The 17369-nt window shown below is 63.5% G+C and carries 19 protein-coding genes; 8 read left to right on the plus strand and 11 right to left on the minus strand.

The window, feature by feature from the left end; genetic code table 11:
* The first annotated feature begins 32 nt into the window (after positions 1–32).
* Both pyk and QZ650_RS08940 read left to right on the plus strand, forming a co-directional pair.
* Complete coding sequence (pyk, locus tag QZ650_RS08935) at positions 33–1532, plus strand: pyruvate kinase (RefSeq protein WP_292520953.1); 1500 nt, start codon at positions 33–35, stop codon at positions 1530–1532.
* 51 nt (positions 1533–1583) lie between these two features.
* The gene (locus QZ650_RS08940) at positions 1584–2564 is read left to right on the plus strand and encodes a cation diffusion facilitator family transporter (RefSeq protein ID WP_292520951.1); all 981 of its coding nucleotides are present in this window, start codon (positions 1584–1586) and stop codon (positions 2562–2564) included.
* A gap of 9 nt (positions 2565–2573) precedes the next feature.
* On the opposite strand, the gene QZ650_RS08945 is transcribed toward QZ650_RS08940, so the two are convergent.
* The gene (locus tag QZ650_RS08945; RefSeq protein ID WP_292520949.1) at positions 2574–3122 is read right to left on the minus strand and encodes a phosphatidate cytidylyltransferase; all 549 of its coding nucleotides are present in this window, start codon (positions 3120–3122) and stop codon (positions 2574–2576) included.
* Between the two features lie 195 nt (positions 3123–3317).
* Positions 3318–3584: a hypothetical protein gene (locus QZ650_RS08950; RefSeq protein WP_292520947.1), complete on the minus strand. Its 267-nt coding sequence runs from the start codon at positions 3582–3584 to the stop codon at positions 3318–3320.
* A gap of 117 nt (positions 3585–3701) precedes the next feature.
* On the opposite strand from QZ650_RS08950, the gene QZ650_RS08955 reads away from it, so the two are divergent.
* The 3 genes from QZ650_RS08955 (at position 3702) to QZ650_RS08965 (ending at position 6805) form a co-directional block, all read left to right on the plus strand.
* Positions 3702–4403 carry a small multi-drug export protein gene (locus QZ650_RS08955; RefSeq protein WP_292520945.1) on the plus strand — a complete coding sequence of 234 codons (702 nt, stop codon included), beginning with the start codon at positions 3702–3704 and terminating at the stop codon, positions 4401–4403.
* A gap of 91 nt (positions 4404–4494) precedes the next feature.
* On the plus strand, positions 4495–5328 hold the full coding sequence (locus tag QZ650_RS08960) for a hypothetical protein (protein ID WP_292520943.1): 834 nt from the start codon (positions 4495–4497) through the stop codon (positions 5326–5328).
* 244 nt (positions 5329–5572) lie between these two features.
* Positions 5573–6805, plus strand: a complete 1233-nt coding sequence (locus QZ650_RS08965) for a PQQ-dependent sugar dehydrogenase (protein ID WP_292520941.1) — start codon at positions 5573–5575, stop codon at positions 6803–6805.
* A 38-nt stretch (positions 6806–6843) separates the two neighbouring features.
* Here the strand turns inward: QZ650_RS08965 and QZ650_RS08970 are convergent, their stop codons facing one another.
* A complete protein-coding gene (locus QZ650_RS08970; protein ID WP_292520940.1) occupies positions 6844–8886 on the minus strand; it encodes a PAS domain S-box protein in 2043 nt (680 codons plus the stop codon).
* Positions 8887–9074: 188 nt separating this feature from the next.
* Between QZ650_RS08970 and QZ650_RS08975 the strand changes: the two genes are divergently transcribed.
* From QZ650_RS08975 to QZ650_RS08985, 3 genes are read left to right on the plus strand one after another with little or no spacing between them, the layout of a single operon-like run.
* On the plus strand, positions 9075–10136 hold the full coding sequence (locus tag QZ650_RS08975; protein WP_292520938.1) for a site-specific DNA-methyltransferase: 1062 nt from the start codon (positions 9075–9077) through the stop codon (positions 10134–10136).
* 51 nt (positions 10137–10187) lie between these two features.
* Positions 10188–11135 (plus strand): DNA adenine methylase, encoded by a 948-nt coding sequence (locus tag QZ650_RS08980; RefSeq protein ID WP_292520936.1) that lies wholly within the window; start codon positions 10188–10190, stop codon positions 11133–11135.
* A gap of 60 nt (positions 11136–11195) precedes the next feature.
* Positions 11196–11519, plus strand: coding sequence for a transposase (locus QZ650_RS08985; protein ID WP_292520934.1), 324 nt, complete (start codon positions 11196–11198; stop codon positions 11517–11519).
* On the opposite strand, the gene QZ650_RS08990 is transcribed toward QZ650_RS08985, so the two are convergent.
* The 8 genes from QZ650_RS08990 to cbiT are packed head-to-tail and all read right to left on the minus strand — an operon-like array spanning position 11516 to position 17183.
* Positions 11516–12088 carry a cobalt-precorrin-7 (C(5))-methyltransferase gene (locus QZ650_RS08990; protein WP_292520932.1) on the minus strand — a complete coding sequence of 191 codons (573 nt, stop codon included), beginning with the start codon at positions 12086–12088 and terminating at the stop codon, positions 11516–11518. The genes QZ650_RS08985 and QZ650_RS08990 overlap by 4 nt on opposite strands.
* On the minus strand, positions 12085–13095 hold the full coding sequence (locus QZ650_RS08995; protein ID WP_292520930.1) for a cobalt-precorrin-5B (C(1))-methyltransferase: 1011 nt from the start codon (positions 13093–13095) through the stop codon (positions 12085–12087). Before QZ650_RS08995 ends, QZ650_RS08990 begins: the two co-directional genes overlap by 4 nt.
* The gene (locus tag QZ650_RS09000) at positions 13076–13756 is read right to left on the minus strand and encodes a precorrin-8X methylmutase (protein ID WP_292520928.1); all 681 of its coding nucleotides are present in this window, start codon (positions 13754–13756) and stop codon (positions 13076–13078) included. The genes QZ650_RS08995 and QZ650_RS09000 overlap by 20 nt, the downstream gene beginning before the upstream one ends.
* Positions 13704–14498 carry a precorrin-3B C(17)-methyltransferase gene (cobJ, locus tag QZ650_RS09005; protein ID WP_292520926.1) on the minus strand — a complete coding sequence of 265 codons (795 nt, stop codon included), beginning with the start codon at positions 14496–14498 and terminating at the stop codon, positions 13704–13706. The genes QZ650_RS09000 and cobJ overlap by 53 nt, the downstream gene beginning before the upstream one ends.
* Entirely contained in the window at positions 14467–15339 is an 873-nt protein-coding gene (cbiG, locus tag QZ650_RS09010; protein ID WP_292520925.1) for a cobalt-precorrin 5A hydrolase, read from the minus strand. The genes cobJ and cbiG overlap by 32 nt, the downstream gene beginning before the upstream one ends.
* Complete coding sequence (locus QZ650_RS09015; protein WP_292520923.1) at positions 15336–16052, minus strand: cobalt-precorrin-4/precorrin-4 C(11)-methyltransferase; 717 nt, start codon at positions 16050–16052, stop codon at positions 15336–15338. The genes cbiG and QZ650_RS09015 overlap by 4 nt, the downstream gene beginning before the upstream one ends.
* Positions 16045–16662, minus strand: a complete 618-nt coding sequence (locus tag QZ650_RS09020) for a cobalt-factor II C(20)-methyltransferase (RefSeq protein WP_292520921.1) — start codon at positions 16660–16662, stop codon at positions 16045–16047. Before QZ650_RS09020 ends, QZ650_RS09015 begins: the two co-directional genes overlap by 8 nt.
* Positions 16653–17183 (minus strand): precorrin-6Y C5,15-methyltransferase (decarboxylating) subunit CbiT, encoded by a 531-nt coding sequence (gene cbiT, locus QZ650_RS09025; RefSeq protein ID WP_292520919.1) that lies wholly within the window; start codon positions 17181–17183, stop codon positions 16653–16655. The genes QZ650_RS09020 and cbiT overlap by 10 nt, the downstream gene beginning before the upstream one ends.
* Positions 17184–17369 lie beyond the last annotated feature (186 nt).

The raw sequence follows: 17369 nt of genomic DNA on the forward strand, positions 1-17369 counted from the left end.
GTTAATCCGGTGCCGGTGCCTGTGAGTACTCTATGATGCTCGAAGAGGTACTGCACAGCATATCGGAGCAGGCAAGACGGAAGCGGATGAGCCTGCCTGACCACAAAACAAAGATAGTCTGTACCATCGGGCCCGCATCCCACTCCCGGGAGGTGCTCGTCCGGATGATCCAGGCAGGTATGAACGTTGCCCGGCTCAACCTCTCCCACGGATCGTTCGATGAGCACCGGGAAAACATCAGGAACATCCGGGCCGCCGCGGATGATGCCAGGCTCCCGGTCACGATCCTGATCGACCTCCCGGGACCGAAGATCCGGATCGGCGACCTCGCGAGCGAGCCGATGGAACTGCGCAAAGGCGAGACCATCACCCTCACGACCGCACCCATACCGGGCGATCCCTCCCGGATCCCCGTCGACTTCGAGCAGTTTCCACAGCTGGTCGCGGAGGGGAGCATCATCTATCTCAGCGACGGGTTTCTCCAGCTCCAGGTCAACGAGGTCGCGGACCGGGACGTCCGGGCGACGGTGGTTGTCGGCGGCCCCCTCCTCTCGCGCAAGGGGATGAGCATTGTGGGCGGCGGAGGGATCGTTGCACTCAGCGCCGTGACCGACCGGGACCGGGAGTGCATCGATTTTGGGCTCGCCGAGGGACTTGACACCTTCAGCATATCCTTCATCGAGCGGGCGGAGGATATCCTGAAAGCCCGGGAGCATGCGGCTAAATCCGGGAAGTCTATCCGGGTGATAGCGAAGATCGAGCGGCAGGAGGCGCTTCTCCACATCGATGAGATCCTCCGGGATACCGACGGGGTCATGATTGCCCGGGGCGATCTCGGGGTCCAGATCCCCATCGAGGAGGTTCCCGCGGTGCAGAAGCGGATCATCCAGAAGGCCAACATCCTCGGCCGGCCGGTGATCACCGCCACCCAGATGCTGATGTCGATGACCGACAACATCCGGCCCACACGGGCGGAGGTGACCGATGTCGCAAACGCCATCCTGGATGGGACGGATGCCGTCATGCTCTCTGAAGAGACGTCCATCGGGAAGTACCCGGTTGAGACGGTCGCGATGATGGCAAAGATTGCCCGTTCGACCGAGGAGAAGCGTTCAAGCGTTGGGGGCGGGTGCGGCCCGATCGACTACTTCCGGCAGGGGAAGGGGCGGGAGAGGATAACCGTCAACGACGTTGTCTCCCTCAACGTCATCGAGGCGCTGGATGCGCTCAATATCGGGTTCGTGCTGACGCCCACCCGTTCCGGGAGCACTCCGCGGAACATCTCCCGGTTCAAGCCCGAGGCCTGGATCCTGGCGTTCACCCGGAACCCGAGCACCCTCAAGTTCCTGGCGTTCTCCTACGGGGTCTGCCCGTTCCTGATCCGGAGCGAGAAGGAGTACTGGCACGGAGCGATCCTCGACTCGATCCGGGACTGGGGCGTGATCAATCCCGGCGAACGCGTGGTGCTGACCGAAGGGGTATCCCCCGGGCGGGAAGGGACCGACTCGCTCATCATCCTCACAGTCGATTGACGGGGTCCGGGACATAAACCCTATCCCGGTGGAGGGCGAACATTCACCATCATGGGAGTGGTCGTTCCGGGAGAGCGTGGTGCTCCAGGCCAGGATGGCGCGCTCAAGGAGAAGACCGCGCGCCTCTCGGTCGCATCGAATACGCTGCTTGTGGTGACGAAACTCACCATCGGGATTGCGATCGGTTCGGTCGGCATCATATCCGAGGCGATCCACTCCGCAATCGACCTCGTTGCCGCGGTCATCGCCTACTTCTCGGTCCGGCAATCGGCCCGGCCCCCCGACGAGTGCCACACATTCGGCCACGGGAAGTACGAGAGCATATCGGGACTCCTTGAGGCGGTCCTGATCCTCGCGGCCGCTCTCCTGATCATCAACGAAGCGGCAGGCAGCCTCTTTGGTGAAGGGGGTACGCTGAACGTCGAAGGACTCGGGCTCGGCATCGCCGTCATGCTGCTCTCGGCCGGGGTGAACCTCTACGTCTCCTCCCGGCTGATGACGGTGGCGAAGCAGACCGAGTCAATCGCGCTCGAGAGCGACGCCTGGCACCTCCGGACGGACGTCTACACCTCCGCCGGGGTCGTGGCCGGGCTCGTGCTGATCCGGCTGACCGGTCTCGTGATCCTCGATGCCCTCATCGCGCTCGCGGTCGCCGTCATCATCCTCCGGGCGGCCTTCGACCTCATCCGGCGCTCGCTTGAGGATCTCGTCGACCGGAGCCTCCCTCCCGAGGAAGAGGCCCGGATCCGGGAGATTCTCAGCGAACACTGCACGGACATCATCGGGTTCCACAGGCTCCGGACCCGCCGGTCGGGGCCGAACCGATTCGTGGACCTCCACCTGGTCGTCCCGAGGACCGCGACCCTCGAAGAGGCGTATGCTATCGTGAAGCGTGTTGAAGACGATGTCAGACGGGAGTTCCCCCGGGCGAGCGTCACGATCCGGGTCCAGCCCTGCACCGGCGAGGACTGTTCCGCCTGCGGGGTATTCACCACCTGCCCGGAGTGCGATCTCAGGGCGCACCGGGACTGACCGCCGCACTCAGAGCAGCATCGCAAGAGCAAGGCAGGCCACGACCGGGACGACCAGGTTATCGTCCACCGGGCTTGCCAGTTCGGCGAGACCTGCGGCCGCGGCCGTCGCAAAGGCGATCGGCGGCGGGACGAGAAGGCTGAGGACGACCGCCGTCACCACAATCCCTGCGGACGTTCCCTCAAGGGACTTGTGGTTGTAGATCCGGGTCCTGCCGAACCGGACGCCGGCAAGCGTGGTGACACTGTCGAGGAGCGAGAGCACCACGAGCCCGGCGAAGGCGACCTCTTTATCGAAGAAGATGAGGCAGAAGAGCGCACCGAGCGCAAAGAAGAGTGCTCCTTTTCCCGGGGCGGCATCCCGCCGCTCGAGGCTGGTGATGATCCCCGAGATGACCGGGATGGTGTAACCCCGCGAGATGGCATCGGAGAGGATGAACCCCACAAAGAGAGCGAGCATCAGGACGGCAAGAGCAAGGTCGCGGTCGAAGAGGAGGACAAACACCGCAATCCCAAGCCCGAAGACGAGGTGGACGACCTGCCTGAGCGACTCGTTCATTATCCTGGTGTCGGCGCCAAAACGGTTAAACCCTCGTGAAGGCAGGGTTGAGTCCTGCGGAGGGCGTTCTGCGGCGCAGAACAACCGCCGGCCGGAGGTGTCGGCGGATGGATGCTGGCAGTCTCTTCGCACCCTCCGGCCCGCCGTAAACCACACCTGACAGTCCGAGTTTCGGTAGCACGAAACTGCGAAGAGTCACCGCAAGCGGCACTCCCGGATGAACGCCCGGGCCTCGTCATCGGTGATCGCGTAGGTGGCCTGGGCGTCGAACGCGACCACCCGGAGGATCACCGCGACCTCATCGAGGCGGCGTTTGTGGTCGCCGCGGACGTGCTTTCGGACCTCGCGGAGGGTCTCAAGCGCGGTTCCGACATTTGCGATCGTGCAGAGAGCGCTCTCCCGGGTGCCGGTCTCAACGGCGGGGAGGGTGCGGGGTGGTCGGGCGGCAGGAGCAGGGGTCATGCTCTGTATCCTCGCCCTCCCGGAACTTGAATCTGCCGAGAACCACTCCGATAACGTATTATCCCGACACGCCAAACCTGAGTTAGTATCTCCCATCCGGGCGACCGCATCATGACCATGGACCATACACAGAAGCCAGGAAACTGGAAAGCCCTTCTTGCGAACCCCTACCTCCTCGTCCCCATCAAGTTCATCCTCCCGCTCGCCATCATTCCGGCCGTCTTTGCTGCCCTCTACCTGATTGAACCCTACGAGCGATTCCTCATCATCTCCGGGCTGCTCGCCGCCTATTTCGTCCCCCCGGCCGGGAAGGAGACGATCATCCCGCTCGCGATCCTGGCGGGTTACCCCTGGTGGCTTGTCACGGCCGTGATCTTTCTCCTTGATGTCGCCGTCACTCTCTTCGTCGTCTGGAACTTCGATCTGGCGCTGAAGATCCCCCTCATCGGCCGGCTGCTTGAGAGCGGGATGACGATCGGCAGGAACTACACCGAGAGCCAGCCCTGGCTCCGGCGGTTCTCGACAATCGGGCTCATCCTCTTTGTCTTCTTCCCGCTCCAGGGGACCGGGGCGATGAACGGGTCGATCCTCGGACGGCTACTCGGACTGGAGAAAGGCCGGGTCCTCACATGCGTCTGCACAGGATCACTCGCCTCCTGCCTCACCTTCGCCCTCGGGGCCGACGTGCTCCTGGGTGTGTATCGCGAGAATCCAACGCTCGGCATCGGGATCCTGATCGGGATCGTTGTTGCGCTCGTGGCGGCGATTGCCGGGTGGCGCGTGCATAAAAAGCGGCTCAGAGAACGGACCCCACGGTGACCCGGCGACCGCCGCTGGTGGGTTCAGCGGCGGCGATTTCGCAGGCATTAAATCGTTCGACCCCCTTTTCATTTCTTAACGAGGTATATTGATGAACTCTCAAGTGTATCCCTGGATCGTCGCCGTTCTGGCGATCCTGATCGCCATCGGCGCCGGTTTTGCGGCGCTGAACCAGCCGGCAGCAGCGCCCGCCTCCGCGACTGAACAGGATGCGGCGGTGCTCCTTATGCACCTGCAATCCGACATCACCATGGCGCTCGAAGCCATCGACGGGCGCCTGGGGCACGCAGCCTTCGGCCTCGGGGGGACCAACCTCACCGACGACGCCGCCCGCGGGATCCTCGCGAACCTCTCCGCCACCGACCCTTCGATCATCGATTCCGCGGTCTCCAACGCAAGCACGATCCTTGCGGCCGAGCCGGCCACATATCGCGGCATCGAGGGTAAGGATATCCGGGACCAGGACCATGTCCGGCACATCCTGGCATCGAAGCGCCCGATCATGAGCGAGATGATCACGGTCGCGGAGGGATTCCCGGCAGCAGTCATCGCGACACCGGTCTTCGTCGGTGAGAAGTTTAGCGGGTTCGCCTCGGTCGCCTTCCGGCCGTATGACCTGATCGCCGGCATCGCCGGCCCGGCGGCGAACGGCACTCCCTACCAGGTGATGGTCGTCCAGACGGACGGGCGGGTGCTCTACGACACCGACGAAGCCCAGATTGGCAGGATGACGTTTGAGGACCCGCTGTATGCGGAGAACCCCGGCCTGCAGGATGCCGCCCGCCGGGTAGTCGCCGAGCGATACGGCACTGCAACCTACGAGTTTGCCGCAGACGGCGGAGAAGCGGTGCAGAAGACGATAACCTGGACGACAACCGGACTCCACGGAACCGAGTGGCGCGTGGCGGTGATCTGGGAGGTTTGAGAGAGGGGTTCAGGACCACCCTTTTTTGTCCAGCCAGCACCTGGTTGAAGGGATGCCGAGACTGGGTCATCCCACACCCTCCAACCCAAACCTATAACTTACCCCATGCCCCCACCGACGCCGCCAGCCAGGCGAGGTTCTCCCGCTCCATCGGCCCGGATCCGCCGGGTCTCAAGAAAATGACCGGCACCAGGCCGAACAAGAGCGGGGGTGCCTGCCTGGGGGTACGTTTGAGGTGACTGGTATGGTTAAAAGATCAAATTTCCTCGTCCTTGCAGCCGCCCTGGTCCTCATCTGCATCATCCCGGCCGGGGTCCTCGCCCAACAGCACGGCCCGGGGCCCGGCCCTGTCCGGGTCAACGGCTCCAGTTTTGTGCCGGAACAACTCGAGTTCAGCGAAGACCTGCTCGATGACCTGAACATTCCCGAAGGTTTTGAGGTGAACGTCTTTGCGCAAGATCTGACGAACCCGAGGATCATGACGGTCGACGACGAGGGCACGGTCTACGTCACGCAGCCGGAGGTGGGGCAGGTGCTTGCCCTCCGGGATACGGACGGTGACGGCACAGCTGACGAAGAAGAGGTCGTCGTCTCCGGGATCGAGTTCCTGCACGGCATCACCTACCACAACGGCAGCCTCTACCTTGCAACACCAAAAGAGGTCTATGTCGCCGAGATCCGTGAGGACGGCAGCGTCAGCGATGCCGAACTCCTGATCAACGGGCTCCCGGACGGCGGGCAGCACCCGAACAGGACGCTGCGCTTCGGCCCCGACGGGCGGCTCTACCTCTCGGTGGGGAGCAGCTGCAACGCCTGCCCGGAGCAGAACCCCGAGCACGCGACCATCCTCCAGATCAACGACACCGAGCGCCAGACCTATGCCAGGGGACTGCGAAACACCATCGGCTTTGACTGGCACCCGGCAACCGGCGAACTCTGGGCATTCGACCAGGGTTCCGACTGGCGGGGCCAGGACCGGCCTCCGGAAGAGCTGAACCGGATCCAGGAGGGCGGGAACTACGGGTGGCCGTGGTGCTTCGGGAAGCAGCAGGTCGACACCGTCATATCACAGGACCCCCCGAACATGACCCGGGAGGAGTACTGCACCATGACCGTGCCGTCCTACCTCGAGTACCAGGCGCACAGTTCGCCAATGCAGTTCCTCTTCTACGATGAGACAGAGTTCCCGGAAGAATACCAGAACGATGCCTTCCTGACCCTCCGGGGGTCGTGGAACCGCTACCCGCCGGTCGGCTACAAGGTGGTGCGGGTCCGCTTCAATGACGCAGGCGAGCCCGAGCGGATCGAGGACTTCATGACCGGGTTCCTGCACAACAACGATACGGCCTTCTCCGCCCGGCTCTGCGGACTCGCGATCGCAGAGGACGGGTCGCTGCTTGTCGGCGACGACACGAACGGCGTGATCTACCGGGTATCATACGAGGGCGAGAACAGAACGGCGCAGGGGAACGGATAACAGAGGGCGGGAGAGGAGCGGGTGGCCTTCTCTCCCACTCACGTATCCGCCTCCCGGAGCAGAAAAGAGAATGCCGCTCCCTCCTCGGAGTGGCCCGGCACCCGGTCCTCGACCCAGATCCTGCTGCCGTAGCGGTCGATGAGGATCTGCACCAGGTAGAGCCCGAGTCCCTCGCCCACGCCCCGCTGCTTCTTCTCGTAGCGGTGGAAGATCTCCTCTTTCTGGTCGTCCGGGACCCCCCGACCGGTATCCGCGATTGTCACCCGGAGGAACCCCTCCTCATCCTCCGCAACCTGGATGGATATCGTGACGCCCGGGCCGCCGTGTTTTATGGCATTCCCGATCAGGTTTGTGAAGACCTCGGAGAGGAGGTCATCGGCGAGGACCGTGGCCGCGGTGCCTTCGTAATGAATGGGGAACGTCGGAAAGTGGGCGATCTCGGCCCTGATGACGGCATCGAGATCAGTCGGCCGAAGGGGAGGCGATCCTGCGTGAATCCGCCGGATCTTCGAGACGGTCCCGAGGATCTCGATGCTCTTTGCTATGCTCCGTTTCAGGTTCGCCAGGTACTCGACCGCCTCCCCCTCCACGGTATCGATGAGCAGTTCAGTATAGAGGTTCGAGACGTTCTCGGTGTTCCCGATGTCGTGAGTCAGGATATCGAGGTAGAGGTTCGCCTCCCGATGGGCAGTCTCGAGGTCCCGGTGGATCCGGGCGAGTTCGGCGGCGTGACACTGGAGGGCCTCTTCCGTCTGCTTTCGCTCGGTTATATCACGAAAGATCCCGCTCCGGAAGAGCGGCCGACCGTTCGCATCACCGATGACCGTGAAGTGATCCTCAAGCCAGCGATACTGGCCGTCTTTCGTCCTGAACCGATACGCGAGGAACCCTCTTGTCCTGAAAACGGACCTGTAAAGTTCTTCTTCAACCACCGGACGATCTTCAGGATGGACGCGATCCATGATCTCATCAAGGTCCATCCCGGCCAGCTCATCGGGAGTAAAACCAAGGATTTCCCTGACGACCGGGCTCATGTAATCGTAACGATCGGCCTGCAGGTTGCGCCGATAGGCCACATCGAGCGAACTCTCGAGCACCACCCGGAACCGCTCTTCGCTCTCCCGGAGGGCCGCCTCCGCCCGTTTGCGTTTCGTGATGTCGGTGAAGAAGGCTGTAATGCGTCCACGCTCAGACGAGAACGCGGTGACCTCGTACCACCGCGAGAGGGACGGGAGTTGGTACTCGAACGTCGTCGATTCGCCCGTGAGTGCCACCTTCCCGTAGATCGCGATGAGACTGTCGACCTCTTCAGGGATGAGGACCTCGGTCACCCGCCGGTTCAGGACGTCCTCCCGGGTAAGCCCGGTAAACATTTCGAATGCCCGGTTAACCTCCACGTAAACAAAATCGACCGGTTTCCCGGAGGCATCGGTGACGATTGTGCAGTGGGCATACCCGACAAGCGGGTTATCCAGGGCCTGCTGGTACCGCTCCATACTCTCCCGGAGGGTATCCTCCGCCCGCTTGCGCTCCGAGTCGTCGTAAGTATAACCCTGGATCTCAATGAGTTCACCATTTGCATCAAAACGCCCGACCAGGTTCTCGACGACATGAATGTGACTGCCGTCCCGGCGCCTCCGGGCCCTGCCCTCGTTCTCCACCTTCCCCTCTCTCTGGAGGCGCTCGAGGAGCCGGTCCCGGTCCGCGGGCTCGAGATAGAGATCCCGGATATCGGTGTTCAGGGCGTCCTCGACAGAGGCAAACCCGAATATCCGGACAAACGCCGGGTTGCAGGCGGTTATCCGGCCATCCGGACTGGTGACGAAGTCCCCGGTGAGATCATCCTCGAAGAGCCGCCGGTAGCGCTCTTCGCTCTCCTCCAGACTCTCTTTTAATGACTGAAGCGCAGCGTTCTCGCGCCGGAGCATCGCGTTCTCGGCCTGGAGCTCCGCTATACATGCATGGGGCAACCCCTCTCCCATTGCAGGGGCCTCCGGCCCGTCCTCCTCCGCCCCGGTGGAGGATCGAGCCTCTGTCTCCTCGGAACGTGCCGTCATCGAGAATACCGGGGGTTTCTTCACCTGCTCTCAGCTGAGGTTCACGCCGGATGTATTTAACAGCATGGGACCCGGCCCGGGTCCCGCTTCCGCGCCCCACCGGGGGTCCCACAGGCCGGATGACTGTATACGAGGCACTCCAGGGCATAGGGCACAATCATATTGTCGCACAACCCACGTGATCTACGTTTAAGCCCGGGCGAGGAAGAGCGATGAGGTTTGAGGAGGTCAACGGCAACATCTTCTACAACGGCGACTGTATCATGGGGGCACAAGAGCATATCCCTGATAACTCGGTCGACCTGATCATCACCGATCCCCCCTACGGCATCAACGGCGACCGGCTGCACCAGCACTACAACCGGGATGAGACGTTCGTCGTCGGGGGCTACGTCGAGGTCCCTGCGGCAGGATACGGGGAGTTCAGCCTGAACTGGATCCGGGAGGCCAAACGGATCCTCAGGCCCGGCGGGTCGATCTATATCGTATCGGGATACACGAACCTCTATCACATACTCCACGCCCTGCGCGAGACGGGGCTTACCGAGGTCAACCATATCATCTGGAAGTACAATTTCGGCGTCTATACGAGCAGAAAGTACGTCTCTTCTCACTATCACATCCTTTACTACGAGAAACCCGGCGCCGAGAGGAGGTTCAACCTGGAGTCCCGGTACGGGGTCGGGGAGAAGGCTCCGGATAACGGGTCGCCCAACTACCGGGACCGTGAAGATGTCTGGTGCATCAACCGCGAATACAAACCAGGCCAGGTGAAGAACAAGAACGAGCTGCCGACGGAGCTGCTCATCAAGATGCTCCAGTACAGCAGCAACGAAGGCGACCTTGTCTGCGACATGTTCCTTGGCGGGTTCTCGACCGCGAGAACAGCTATCGGGCTCAACCGCCGGGCGACCGGGTTTGAGTTATCGGAGTCGATATTCGATCTCCGGGTCAAAGAACTGCGGGATACCAGGCCGGGATGCCTGCTGCCGTCGTTAAGGACACCACGGATCGAGGGGCCGGAGAACCGGGGCAGGCCCTGGACAGAGAGTGACCGCAAGACCCTGGTCTCCCGGTTCACCCGGCTCACCGAGTCCGGCAGTACGAAGAAGGCGGCCGTCGAGAGGCTCGGAAGAGAACTCGGCCGGGGCCGCTGGTCCATCGAGAAGATGCTGAAGAGAGAGGGGATCAGGAGATCCGGCAGGCAAAGCAGGACAGAGAACGAGGAGAGCGGCCCCGGCCGCCAGACCCGGGCAGACCAGGGGCAACACTAAACCGTTTCGGCGCAAACATTTCCCGGTACTTGAAGCGTCCACCGGATTAACATGTCAACAACACCCATCGCACGACCGTTCCTCAAGTGGGCAGGGGGAAAGGCGCAGTTGCTCGATGCGTTCACCAGGAGAGCGCCGATAGAACTCAAAGCAGGAGCCCTCCCGGTCTTTGTCGAACCATTCATGGGCGGGGGAGCGGTCTATTTCTATTTTAACAGCATCTTCAGGTTCAAAGAGTGCCATCTGTTCGACATCAACGAAGAACTCGTCCTCGTCTACAGCGTCGTCAAAAACGACGTTCAGGGCCTCATAAACTCCTTAAGCGATCTTGCGGACGGGTTTCTATCCAGGGACGGCGCAGGGCGTAAGGAGTACTACTATGCCACGCGGGATATGTTCAACCGCACGAAACCTACCATCGACTTCAAGCAATACGGCGAGGAGTGGATCGAACGCGCTGCACAACTCATCTTCCTGAACAGGACGTGCTTCAACGGCCTCTACCGGGTAAACTCCCGGGGAGGGTTCAACGTCCCGTTCGGGAGGTATCAGAACCCGAATATCCTGAACGAAGACCTCCTGCGGGCGGATTCCGCTGCGCTCCGGAATACGACCGTTCACCTCGGCGACTTCACGCAGTCAGAGCCCTACATATCGGAAGATACCTTCGCCTATTTTGACCCCCCGTACCGGCCCCTGAACCGGACATCATCGTTCACTCAGTACGCAAAAGAAGGGTTTACCGACGAGGAACAGAAACGCCTTGCGGCATTTTACGCAGAATGCGACGCACGGGGCGCGAGACTTATGTTGAGCAACTCGGACCCGAAGAACATCGACCCTGACGACGGGTTCTTTGATGACCTCTACGCCGGGTATCATATAGACCGGGTCCCGGCGAGGAGGATGATCAACTGCGACGGGACGAAACGGGGAGAGATCCGCGAGATCATCGTTATGAATTACGATCCAAACGGTCCCGGCGATAGCGGCCGATAGGGGATGCCTGGATAGAGAGCATCCCAAAACTATAAGGCCTCCGGACCCCATGCTGGCCCTATGGCATTCCGGGAGATCGACGACGATCTCTGGGAGATCGTCCAGAGACACCTCCCGCCCCAGAAGCCCCACATCGGCCGGCCCCGCCGGGATCCCCGGCACCTCTTCAACGGGGTTCTGTATGTCCTGACCACCGGATGCGTCTGGAGCGATGTGCCGGAGCAGTACGGGACGAAATCGACGGTGCACCGCTACCATCTCGAACTCTGTGAGCGGGGAGCGTACCAGGCAATCTTCCTTGACCTCCTCCGGTCAGGCTATGAGTTCCGGAAGGGGGAGGCAGGCCGGTGTGCTTCGGGAGAACTCCGGCCTCCCGTGCATTAAAATTCTCCCGCCACCACCACGAAGAGGTCGCCCCGGGGCGCCGGAGGCTCTGCTCCCGTCCCGACGGCGACCCTTTCAGCCGGGTAGCCGAGATCCTCGCAGACCGCAAGCCGGGTCTCCGGGGGGAGGGCGGCCGCGAGCGCCCCGACGTCGAAGGCCGGATCGGCGATGAGGAAGACAACCTTCCCCCGCATGACCTCCTCCCGGGCGTCGGCGACCGCCCGGGCGTGGTCCTTCCCATGGGCCGAGACGACCGCCGCTCTCGCGAGCGGGACCTTCAGGCGGGCGAAAGCGACCTGGAGCGAGGATATCCCCGGGACGACCTCGCCGGGCAGGTAGCCGAGACCGGCAAGCATCGGGTCCCCCGTCGAGAGGACGACCGCATGGGCCGGGAGGGAGCGAAGACCCCGGTAATCCGTGATCTCGTGCACCTCGCATTCCGGCGGGATGGCGTCCCGGGCAAGTTCAATCGCCCGGGCCGAGCCATAGATGAGCGAGGCGCCACGAATGACTCTCGCCGCCTCGGGAGTCAGCATCCCCGGGCCGCAGCCCACGCCAACGACCCTCACGGTGACTCACCGATAATCCGGCCGCTGCGGTCGACGATCACGACCCGGACATGGGGGTGGCGGTCCAGGAAGGCTGCTAACTCCCGGCAGGCCACCTCCTCCCAGAGCGGGGTCGTCGAGAGTTCCTCCACCGTCATGCATCCGGTCCCGGAAAGGACGTCGGGGTTCATAAACTTCAGGATCAGGCCGGGGAGCCCGCAGATCACCGTATCGCCGTCGGCCGCCTGGAGCGCCTCCTCAAGTTTGCTCCCGACGAGGATCGCCTCCCGGTCGGGGAAGAGGAGCCGCGAGTAGCGGAGGCCAAGTCGCCCCGTCGTCAGCACGACCGCATCAGCCCGGGCAATACGATCGATCACCCCCTCCATCATGTGGTCGTCCCAGGGCTCCACGAGCCCGGTCGTCCCGAGGACCGATATCCCACCCTGGACTCCCACCCGGGGATTCAGCGTCTTCTGCGCCACCTCCGCCCCCCGGGGGATCGTGAGGATGACCGTCGTCCCGTGGAGACCGGCCTCCCCCACCGCCTCGTTGATCGAGCGCCGGATGCAGTCGAGCGCTGGAGCGCTGATCGCCGGCGTCCCCAACAGGTGGCGGTGGGTGTTGCGGGCAAAACTCCCGATCCCCTCACCGGGGACAAACTGGACTCCCCCCGAGAGGGAGGGGACCGCAGTCGCGGTGAACTCAAGCCCGGCCGTCACGTCCGAGGGGTAGTCCCCGGCGTCCTTCCAGCACGACGCCTGCCCGCGATAGGCATCGACAGGAAGGCGGACGGTGATGCCGCAGGGAAGGGTGATCTCCACCTCTTTCACGGTATCGAGGGCGAGTGAGAGGACTGCTGCCTTGCAGGCCGCGGCCGCCGTCGTCCCGGTCGAAAACCCCCGCCGGAGGACCGACCCGGACGCCGTCAGGACCGCAAGACCCCTCTGGACGTCGATGAGGAGGTCGGGGGAGCGGCACGCCGCGACCCAGGCCTCGGGATACTCAAAATCAGTAACCGGGTCCCGCATGGCCTGCACGCTCGGCGAGGATCGTGATGATCTCGTTTATTGCCGCCACCGCAACCGGTGTTCCGCCCCGGGTGCCGACGTTCGAGACCGACGGCACATCGAGAGTACGGAGCACCTCTTTTGACTCCGCTGCGTTCACAAACCCCACCGGGGTCCCGATGATGAGCGCCGGACGGACCCCTTCCCGGACCATATCGCAGACGACGAGGAGTGCTGAGGGAGCGTTCCCGATAACCACGATCGAACCTTCCAGCCGGTCGCGCAGGGCAAGAAACCCCGCAGACGTCCTGGTGATCCCTCGCTCCCGGGCGATATCCTCGCCGTAATCGAGGGCGCAGAGGATCTCGCTTGCATGCCCGCGTTTCAGGATGCCTGTCTGCACCATCCGGATATCGGTGATGATCGGTGCGCGTTCCTCCAGTGCGGCGACCCCGGCCTCGACCGGGTTGCCGGAGAAGCGCATCAGGTCGGCCATCGCAAAATCGCCGACCGCGACCGAGCATCGCTGCCGGATCCGGTCCTCGGGGGTGGCGTTGCCCACCATCTCCCGCGCCAGGTTCCGGCTCGTGCTCGCTATCGCGTAAGCCTCCGGGGTGACCGCCGCAAGGTCAGTATACGTATTTCCGGTGATATCCCCGGGGCGTGATGATTCCTCTCCCATCAGTCTCACTCCTCCAGATCCTGGTCTCTTCTCCGCCGACAAAGACGATCGAGTGCATGTCCACGAAGGCGAAATGGTCGCTAAACTCCCCAAGCGTCGTGATCAGCCGCTCCTCCCCCTCCCGGTAGGCGTTCCTGACCACCCCGACAGGTGTGGCGGGCGGAAGGTGGCGGCAAGCGATCGCGATCGCTGTATCAAGGTTGTGCGGTCTCCCCCGGGAACGGGGGTTGTAGAGAACGACCGGGACCCGCATACGGAACGCGAGGTCGAGCCTCCGCTCGATCTCCTCCCAGGGGGTCAGGAGATCCGAGAGGCTCATCGTGACGTAGTCGCCCGAGAGCGGGGATCCGAGGCGCGCCGCCGCCGAGACCGCGGCCGTGATGCCGGGGATGACCTCGATGGGGACCTCCGTCGCGGACCGTTCGGCCACCTCAAGCACGATGCTCGCCATCCCGTAGACCCCGGCATCGCCGCCGCTCACCATCGCGACGACCCGATCCTCTGCGAGGGTAAGGGCCCGTGCCGCCCGGTCGACCTCCCGGCCCATGCTGCTCCGGATCACCTCTTTCCCGGCGAGCATCGGGGCGACGAGGTCGAGGTAGAACCCGTTGCCGATGACGCAGTCAGCCTCGCCGAGGGCTTTCAGCGCCCGGGGCGTCATCTGCAGCAGGTCGCCGGGACCGGTGCCGATGATATACAGTTTTCCTCCACTATCGTGCGATTGCAACGGTAACACTCCCATACGTCTGCTTGGCAAGCACCAATTCTTTCCGCTTCGAGACCGCGAGAGCCGCTGGTTCCGCGACCCCGACAAGCCCGATCAGGGAGGCCCGCGAGGGTGTTTCGGCCTCCTCTGCGTTAATAGTATCGTCATCTAAGAAGACGAGGTTGCCCCCCATCTCCGCGATGGCGTCAAGAAGCCCTGCCTCCCCGCGCTTCTTTGCCGTCGTCGCATAGACGAGGACCTCGTCAGGGGCAATCCCGGCAACCTCGAGCGCCCGCCGGACAGCCGCCGCCACCTCAGGCGCCCCGATGCCCTTGCGACACCCAAGGCCGACGACGTACTCCCCTTTCCGGACGAGGAGGGAGACACCTGGGCCGGCGACGACGATCCCGGGCCCGGTCACGGTATAGAGGGGCACGTCGGCGTCCAGTATTGCGGCATTCACCGCACGAGTGGAGTCGCGGTTCGCGACGTCGCATCCCGACCGGGCGGCGATACCCTCGACCGATTCGCGGCCGCGGGTCTCGGTGGCGGTCGTGATCACCGGTGTGACCCCGAGGACGGCGAGCTCCCGGGCAAGGTCGTTCCCGCCGTGGTGCCCCCCGACGACCGGGACGGCGTAGCGAAGGTCCGGCCCGACCACCACCACCGCAGGGTCCCGCCACTTGTCGGTGAGGAGGGGGGCGATCCCCCGGACGGCGATCCCGGCCGACATCAGGGCGACGATCCGGTCGTATCCTGAAAACGCCTCCCGGAAGGCCTCCGGACTGTAAGGGACGACATTGGCGCCGAGCGCACCCGCTATCCGGCGGGCCTCGGGGAGGAACCGCTCGAGGGCGATCACCACAGTCCCGGTCATGAGTAGAGGACCGACCTCCCGTACCCCGACGCTGCTCCCTCGACGACCTTCCCGATGACGATCAGCGCCGTCCGCTCGATCCCGGCTGCCCGGGCCTTCTCTGCGATATCGGCCACCGTCCCCCGGACGACCTTCTGGTCGGGCCAGGAGGCGTGATAGACGACCGCCGCCGGAGTCTCGGGCGGGCACTCCGCCCGGGCAAGGACCTCCTCCATCCGCTCGGTCCCGAGGAAGACCACCATCGTCTGGCCGAGCCGTGAGAACTCGGGGATCAGGTCCGCCTCAAGCGTCGCCCCTGCCGGGCGGGTGACGATCAGGCTCTCCGAGACGTCGCGGAGCGTGAACTGGGTCCGGAGAGCCGCCGCGGCCGCAAAGAGCGACGAGACGCCGGGGACGATCTCGGCCTCGATCCCGCGGCGGTCAAGCTCCGCCATCTGCTCGACGATTGCACCATAGAGAGCCGGGTCGCCCGAGTGAAGCCGGACAACGAGTTTTTTTGCCCGGACATGCTCCTCGACGGCGTCCACGATCTCTGTAAGGGTCATCCCCCAGCTGTCGAGTTTCAATCCCGCGCCGGACTCCTCCACGAGCGCCGGGTTCACGAGCGAGCCTGCGTATATGAGGACATCCGCCCGCCGAAGGAGGTCCATCCCACGGACGGTGATGAGGTCGGGCGCACCCGGCCCTGCGCCCACGATGTAGACCTTATGCACGCGACCGCCTCGCAAAGAGGATCGAGAAGTAGTCACTCTTCTCGGGGAGCTCGGCCCCCCGGTAGACCCGCTGTTCGGGAAGGAACATCCGTTCCACGAGGACGAACTCCGAGTAACCCTCCTCCGAGAGGGAGGCCGCGAGAGCCGCCGGCCGCCGAACTTTCATGAAGATCCGGGACTCCGGTCCGTTCCCGTCCGAGACAAAGAACCCGCCGGCCACCGGGACGTTTGCGACCGAGGCGAATGCGGTGATGGAGCTGATCCCGGGCTCGGTCGCGAACGTTATCTCCGGGTAGCGCCCGGCAATCACCTCGCAGAGCCGGGAGAAGGTCGAGTAGAAGTTAGGGTCCCCGATGATCCCGAAGACCGCCAGATCGTTCGTCGCGTGGGGTGCGATCCGGTCGGCGTTCTCCTCAAGGCACGCCCGGATGTAGGCCTCGTCGCTCGTCATCGGGAAGTTGAGGACGACGGCATCGGGGCGGTAGGGACGCACAAGGTCGTAGGCGAGGTTGCCGGGGACGAAGACCGCCGCTGCTTCACGGAGGAGCCGGACCGCACGAAGGGTCAGGAGTTCAGGGTCGCCGGGGCCGAGCCCCACGCCTACGAGCATCCGGCACCTCCGACGATGATGTAGACGGGATTTATGGGTTTAAACATCACCCCGCCGGCGATCCCGGCGGACCGGGAGACCTGGAGGTGGACGGCTTCGAGGAAGATCCCGAGGCGCTGCATGCTCGCTATCGCCTCGTAAAGTGTCCCGACCATCACCGCGTTCACGACGATCCTCCCCTGCACCTTCCCGGCAAGAAGGTCGAGGACCTCCGGCAGGCGGCGGGACCCTCCGACGAAGGCGGCGTCGAGCCGGTCAATGCCTGCAAGCACGTCGACCGCATCGCCCTCGAAGAACTCGATGTTTCCGGCACCGGCATCTTTCGCCTGGGCCCGGGCACAGGCGATCGCTTCCGGTCGCTTGTCGATGGCGTAGACACGTCCAGCCACTCTTGATGCGGCAATAGCAACCTTCCCGGTCCCGCACCCGACATCGATCATTCGGTCACCCGGGCGAATACCGAGTTTCGCGAGCGAGACGGCCATGACTTCGTCCTGCGTAGGTCCACCCTTCAGTCCCATAGCATCCTCATTTCCCAGATAAATTTGTGCTAACTCCTATTAAATAGGGCAGTGCAGGGCTCCGGTTCCCGGGCCCGGGCAGCACGGAATGACAGCCCATTAATCCCCCGACAAAACAGAGATTCCGGAGCATCGCCAGAAGCGAGGAACATAAAGGTTTTTGCGAGGACGACGACAATATGAGTA

The organism is Methanoculleus sp. (assembly GCF_020696975.1).
Classification (GTDB): Archaea; Halobacteriota; Methanomicrobia; order Methanomicrobiales; family Methanoculleaceae; genus Methanoculleus.

Coding starts and splice junctions, on each gene's coding strand:
- QZ650_RS08975 (WP_292520938.1), top strand. CDS start 9,075: ATGAGGTTTGAGGAGGTCAACGGCAACATCTTCTACAACGGCGACTGT.
- cbiT (WP_292520919.1), bottom strand. CDS start 17,183: ATGGGACTGAAGGGTGGACCTACGCAGGACGAAGTCATGGCCGTCTCG.
- QZ650_RS08940 (WP_292520951.1), top strand. CDS start 1,584: ATGGGAGTGGTCGTTCCGGGAGAGCGTGGTGCTCCAGGCCAGGATGGC.
- QZ650_RS08950 (WP_292520947.1), bottom strand. CDS start 3,584: ATGACCCCTGCTCCTGCCGCCCGACCACCCCGCACCCTCCCCGCCGTT.
- QZ650_RS08980 (WP_292520936.1), top strand. CDS start 10,188: ATGTCAACAACACCCATCGCACGACCGTTCCTCAAGTGGGCAGGGGGA.
- QZ650_RS08995 (WP_292520930.1), bottom strand. CDS start 13,095: ATGCGGGACCCGGTTACTGATTTTGAGTATCCCGAGGCCTGGGTCGCG.
- pyk (WP_292520953.1), top strand. CDS start 33: ATGATGCTCGAAGAGGTACTGCACAGCATATCGGAGCAGGCAAGACGG.
- cbiG (WP_292520925.1), bottom strand. CDS start 15,339: ATGACCGGGACTGTGGTGATCGCCCTCGAGCGGTTCCTCCCCGAGGCC.
- QZ650_RS08965 (WP_292520941.1), top strand. CDS start 5,573: ATGGTTAAAAGATCAAATTTCCTCGTCCTTGCAGCCGCCCTGGTCCTC.
- QZ650_RS08955 (WP_292520945.1), top strand. CDS start 3,702: ATGGACCATACACAGAAGCCAGGAAACTGGAAAGCCCTTCTTGCGAAC.
- QZ650_RS08945 (WP_292520949.1), bottom strand. CDS start 3,122: ATGAACGAGTCGCTCAGGCAGGTCGTCCACCTCGTCTTCGGGCTTGGG.
- cobJ (WP_292520926.1), bottom strand. CDS start 14,498: ATGGGAGTGTTACCGTTGCAATCGCACGATAGTGGAGGAAAACTGTAT.
- QZ650_RS08985 (WP_292520934.1), top strand. CDS start 11,196: ATGGCATTCCGGGAGATCGACGACGATCTCTGGGAGATCGTCCAGAGA.
- QZ650_RS09020 (WP_292520921.1), bottom strand. CDS start 16,662: ATGCTCGTAGGCGTGGGGCTCGGCCCCGGCGACCCTGAACTCCTGACC.
- QZ650_RS08960 (WP_292520943.1), top strand. CDS start 4,495: ATGAACTCTCAAGTGTATCCCTGGATCGTCGCCGTTCTGGCGATCCTG.
- QZ650_RS09000 (WP_292520928.1), bottom strand. CDS start 13,756: ATGGGAGAGGAATCATCACGCCCCGGGGATATCACCGGAAATACGTAT.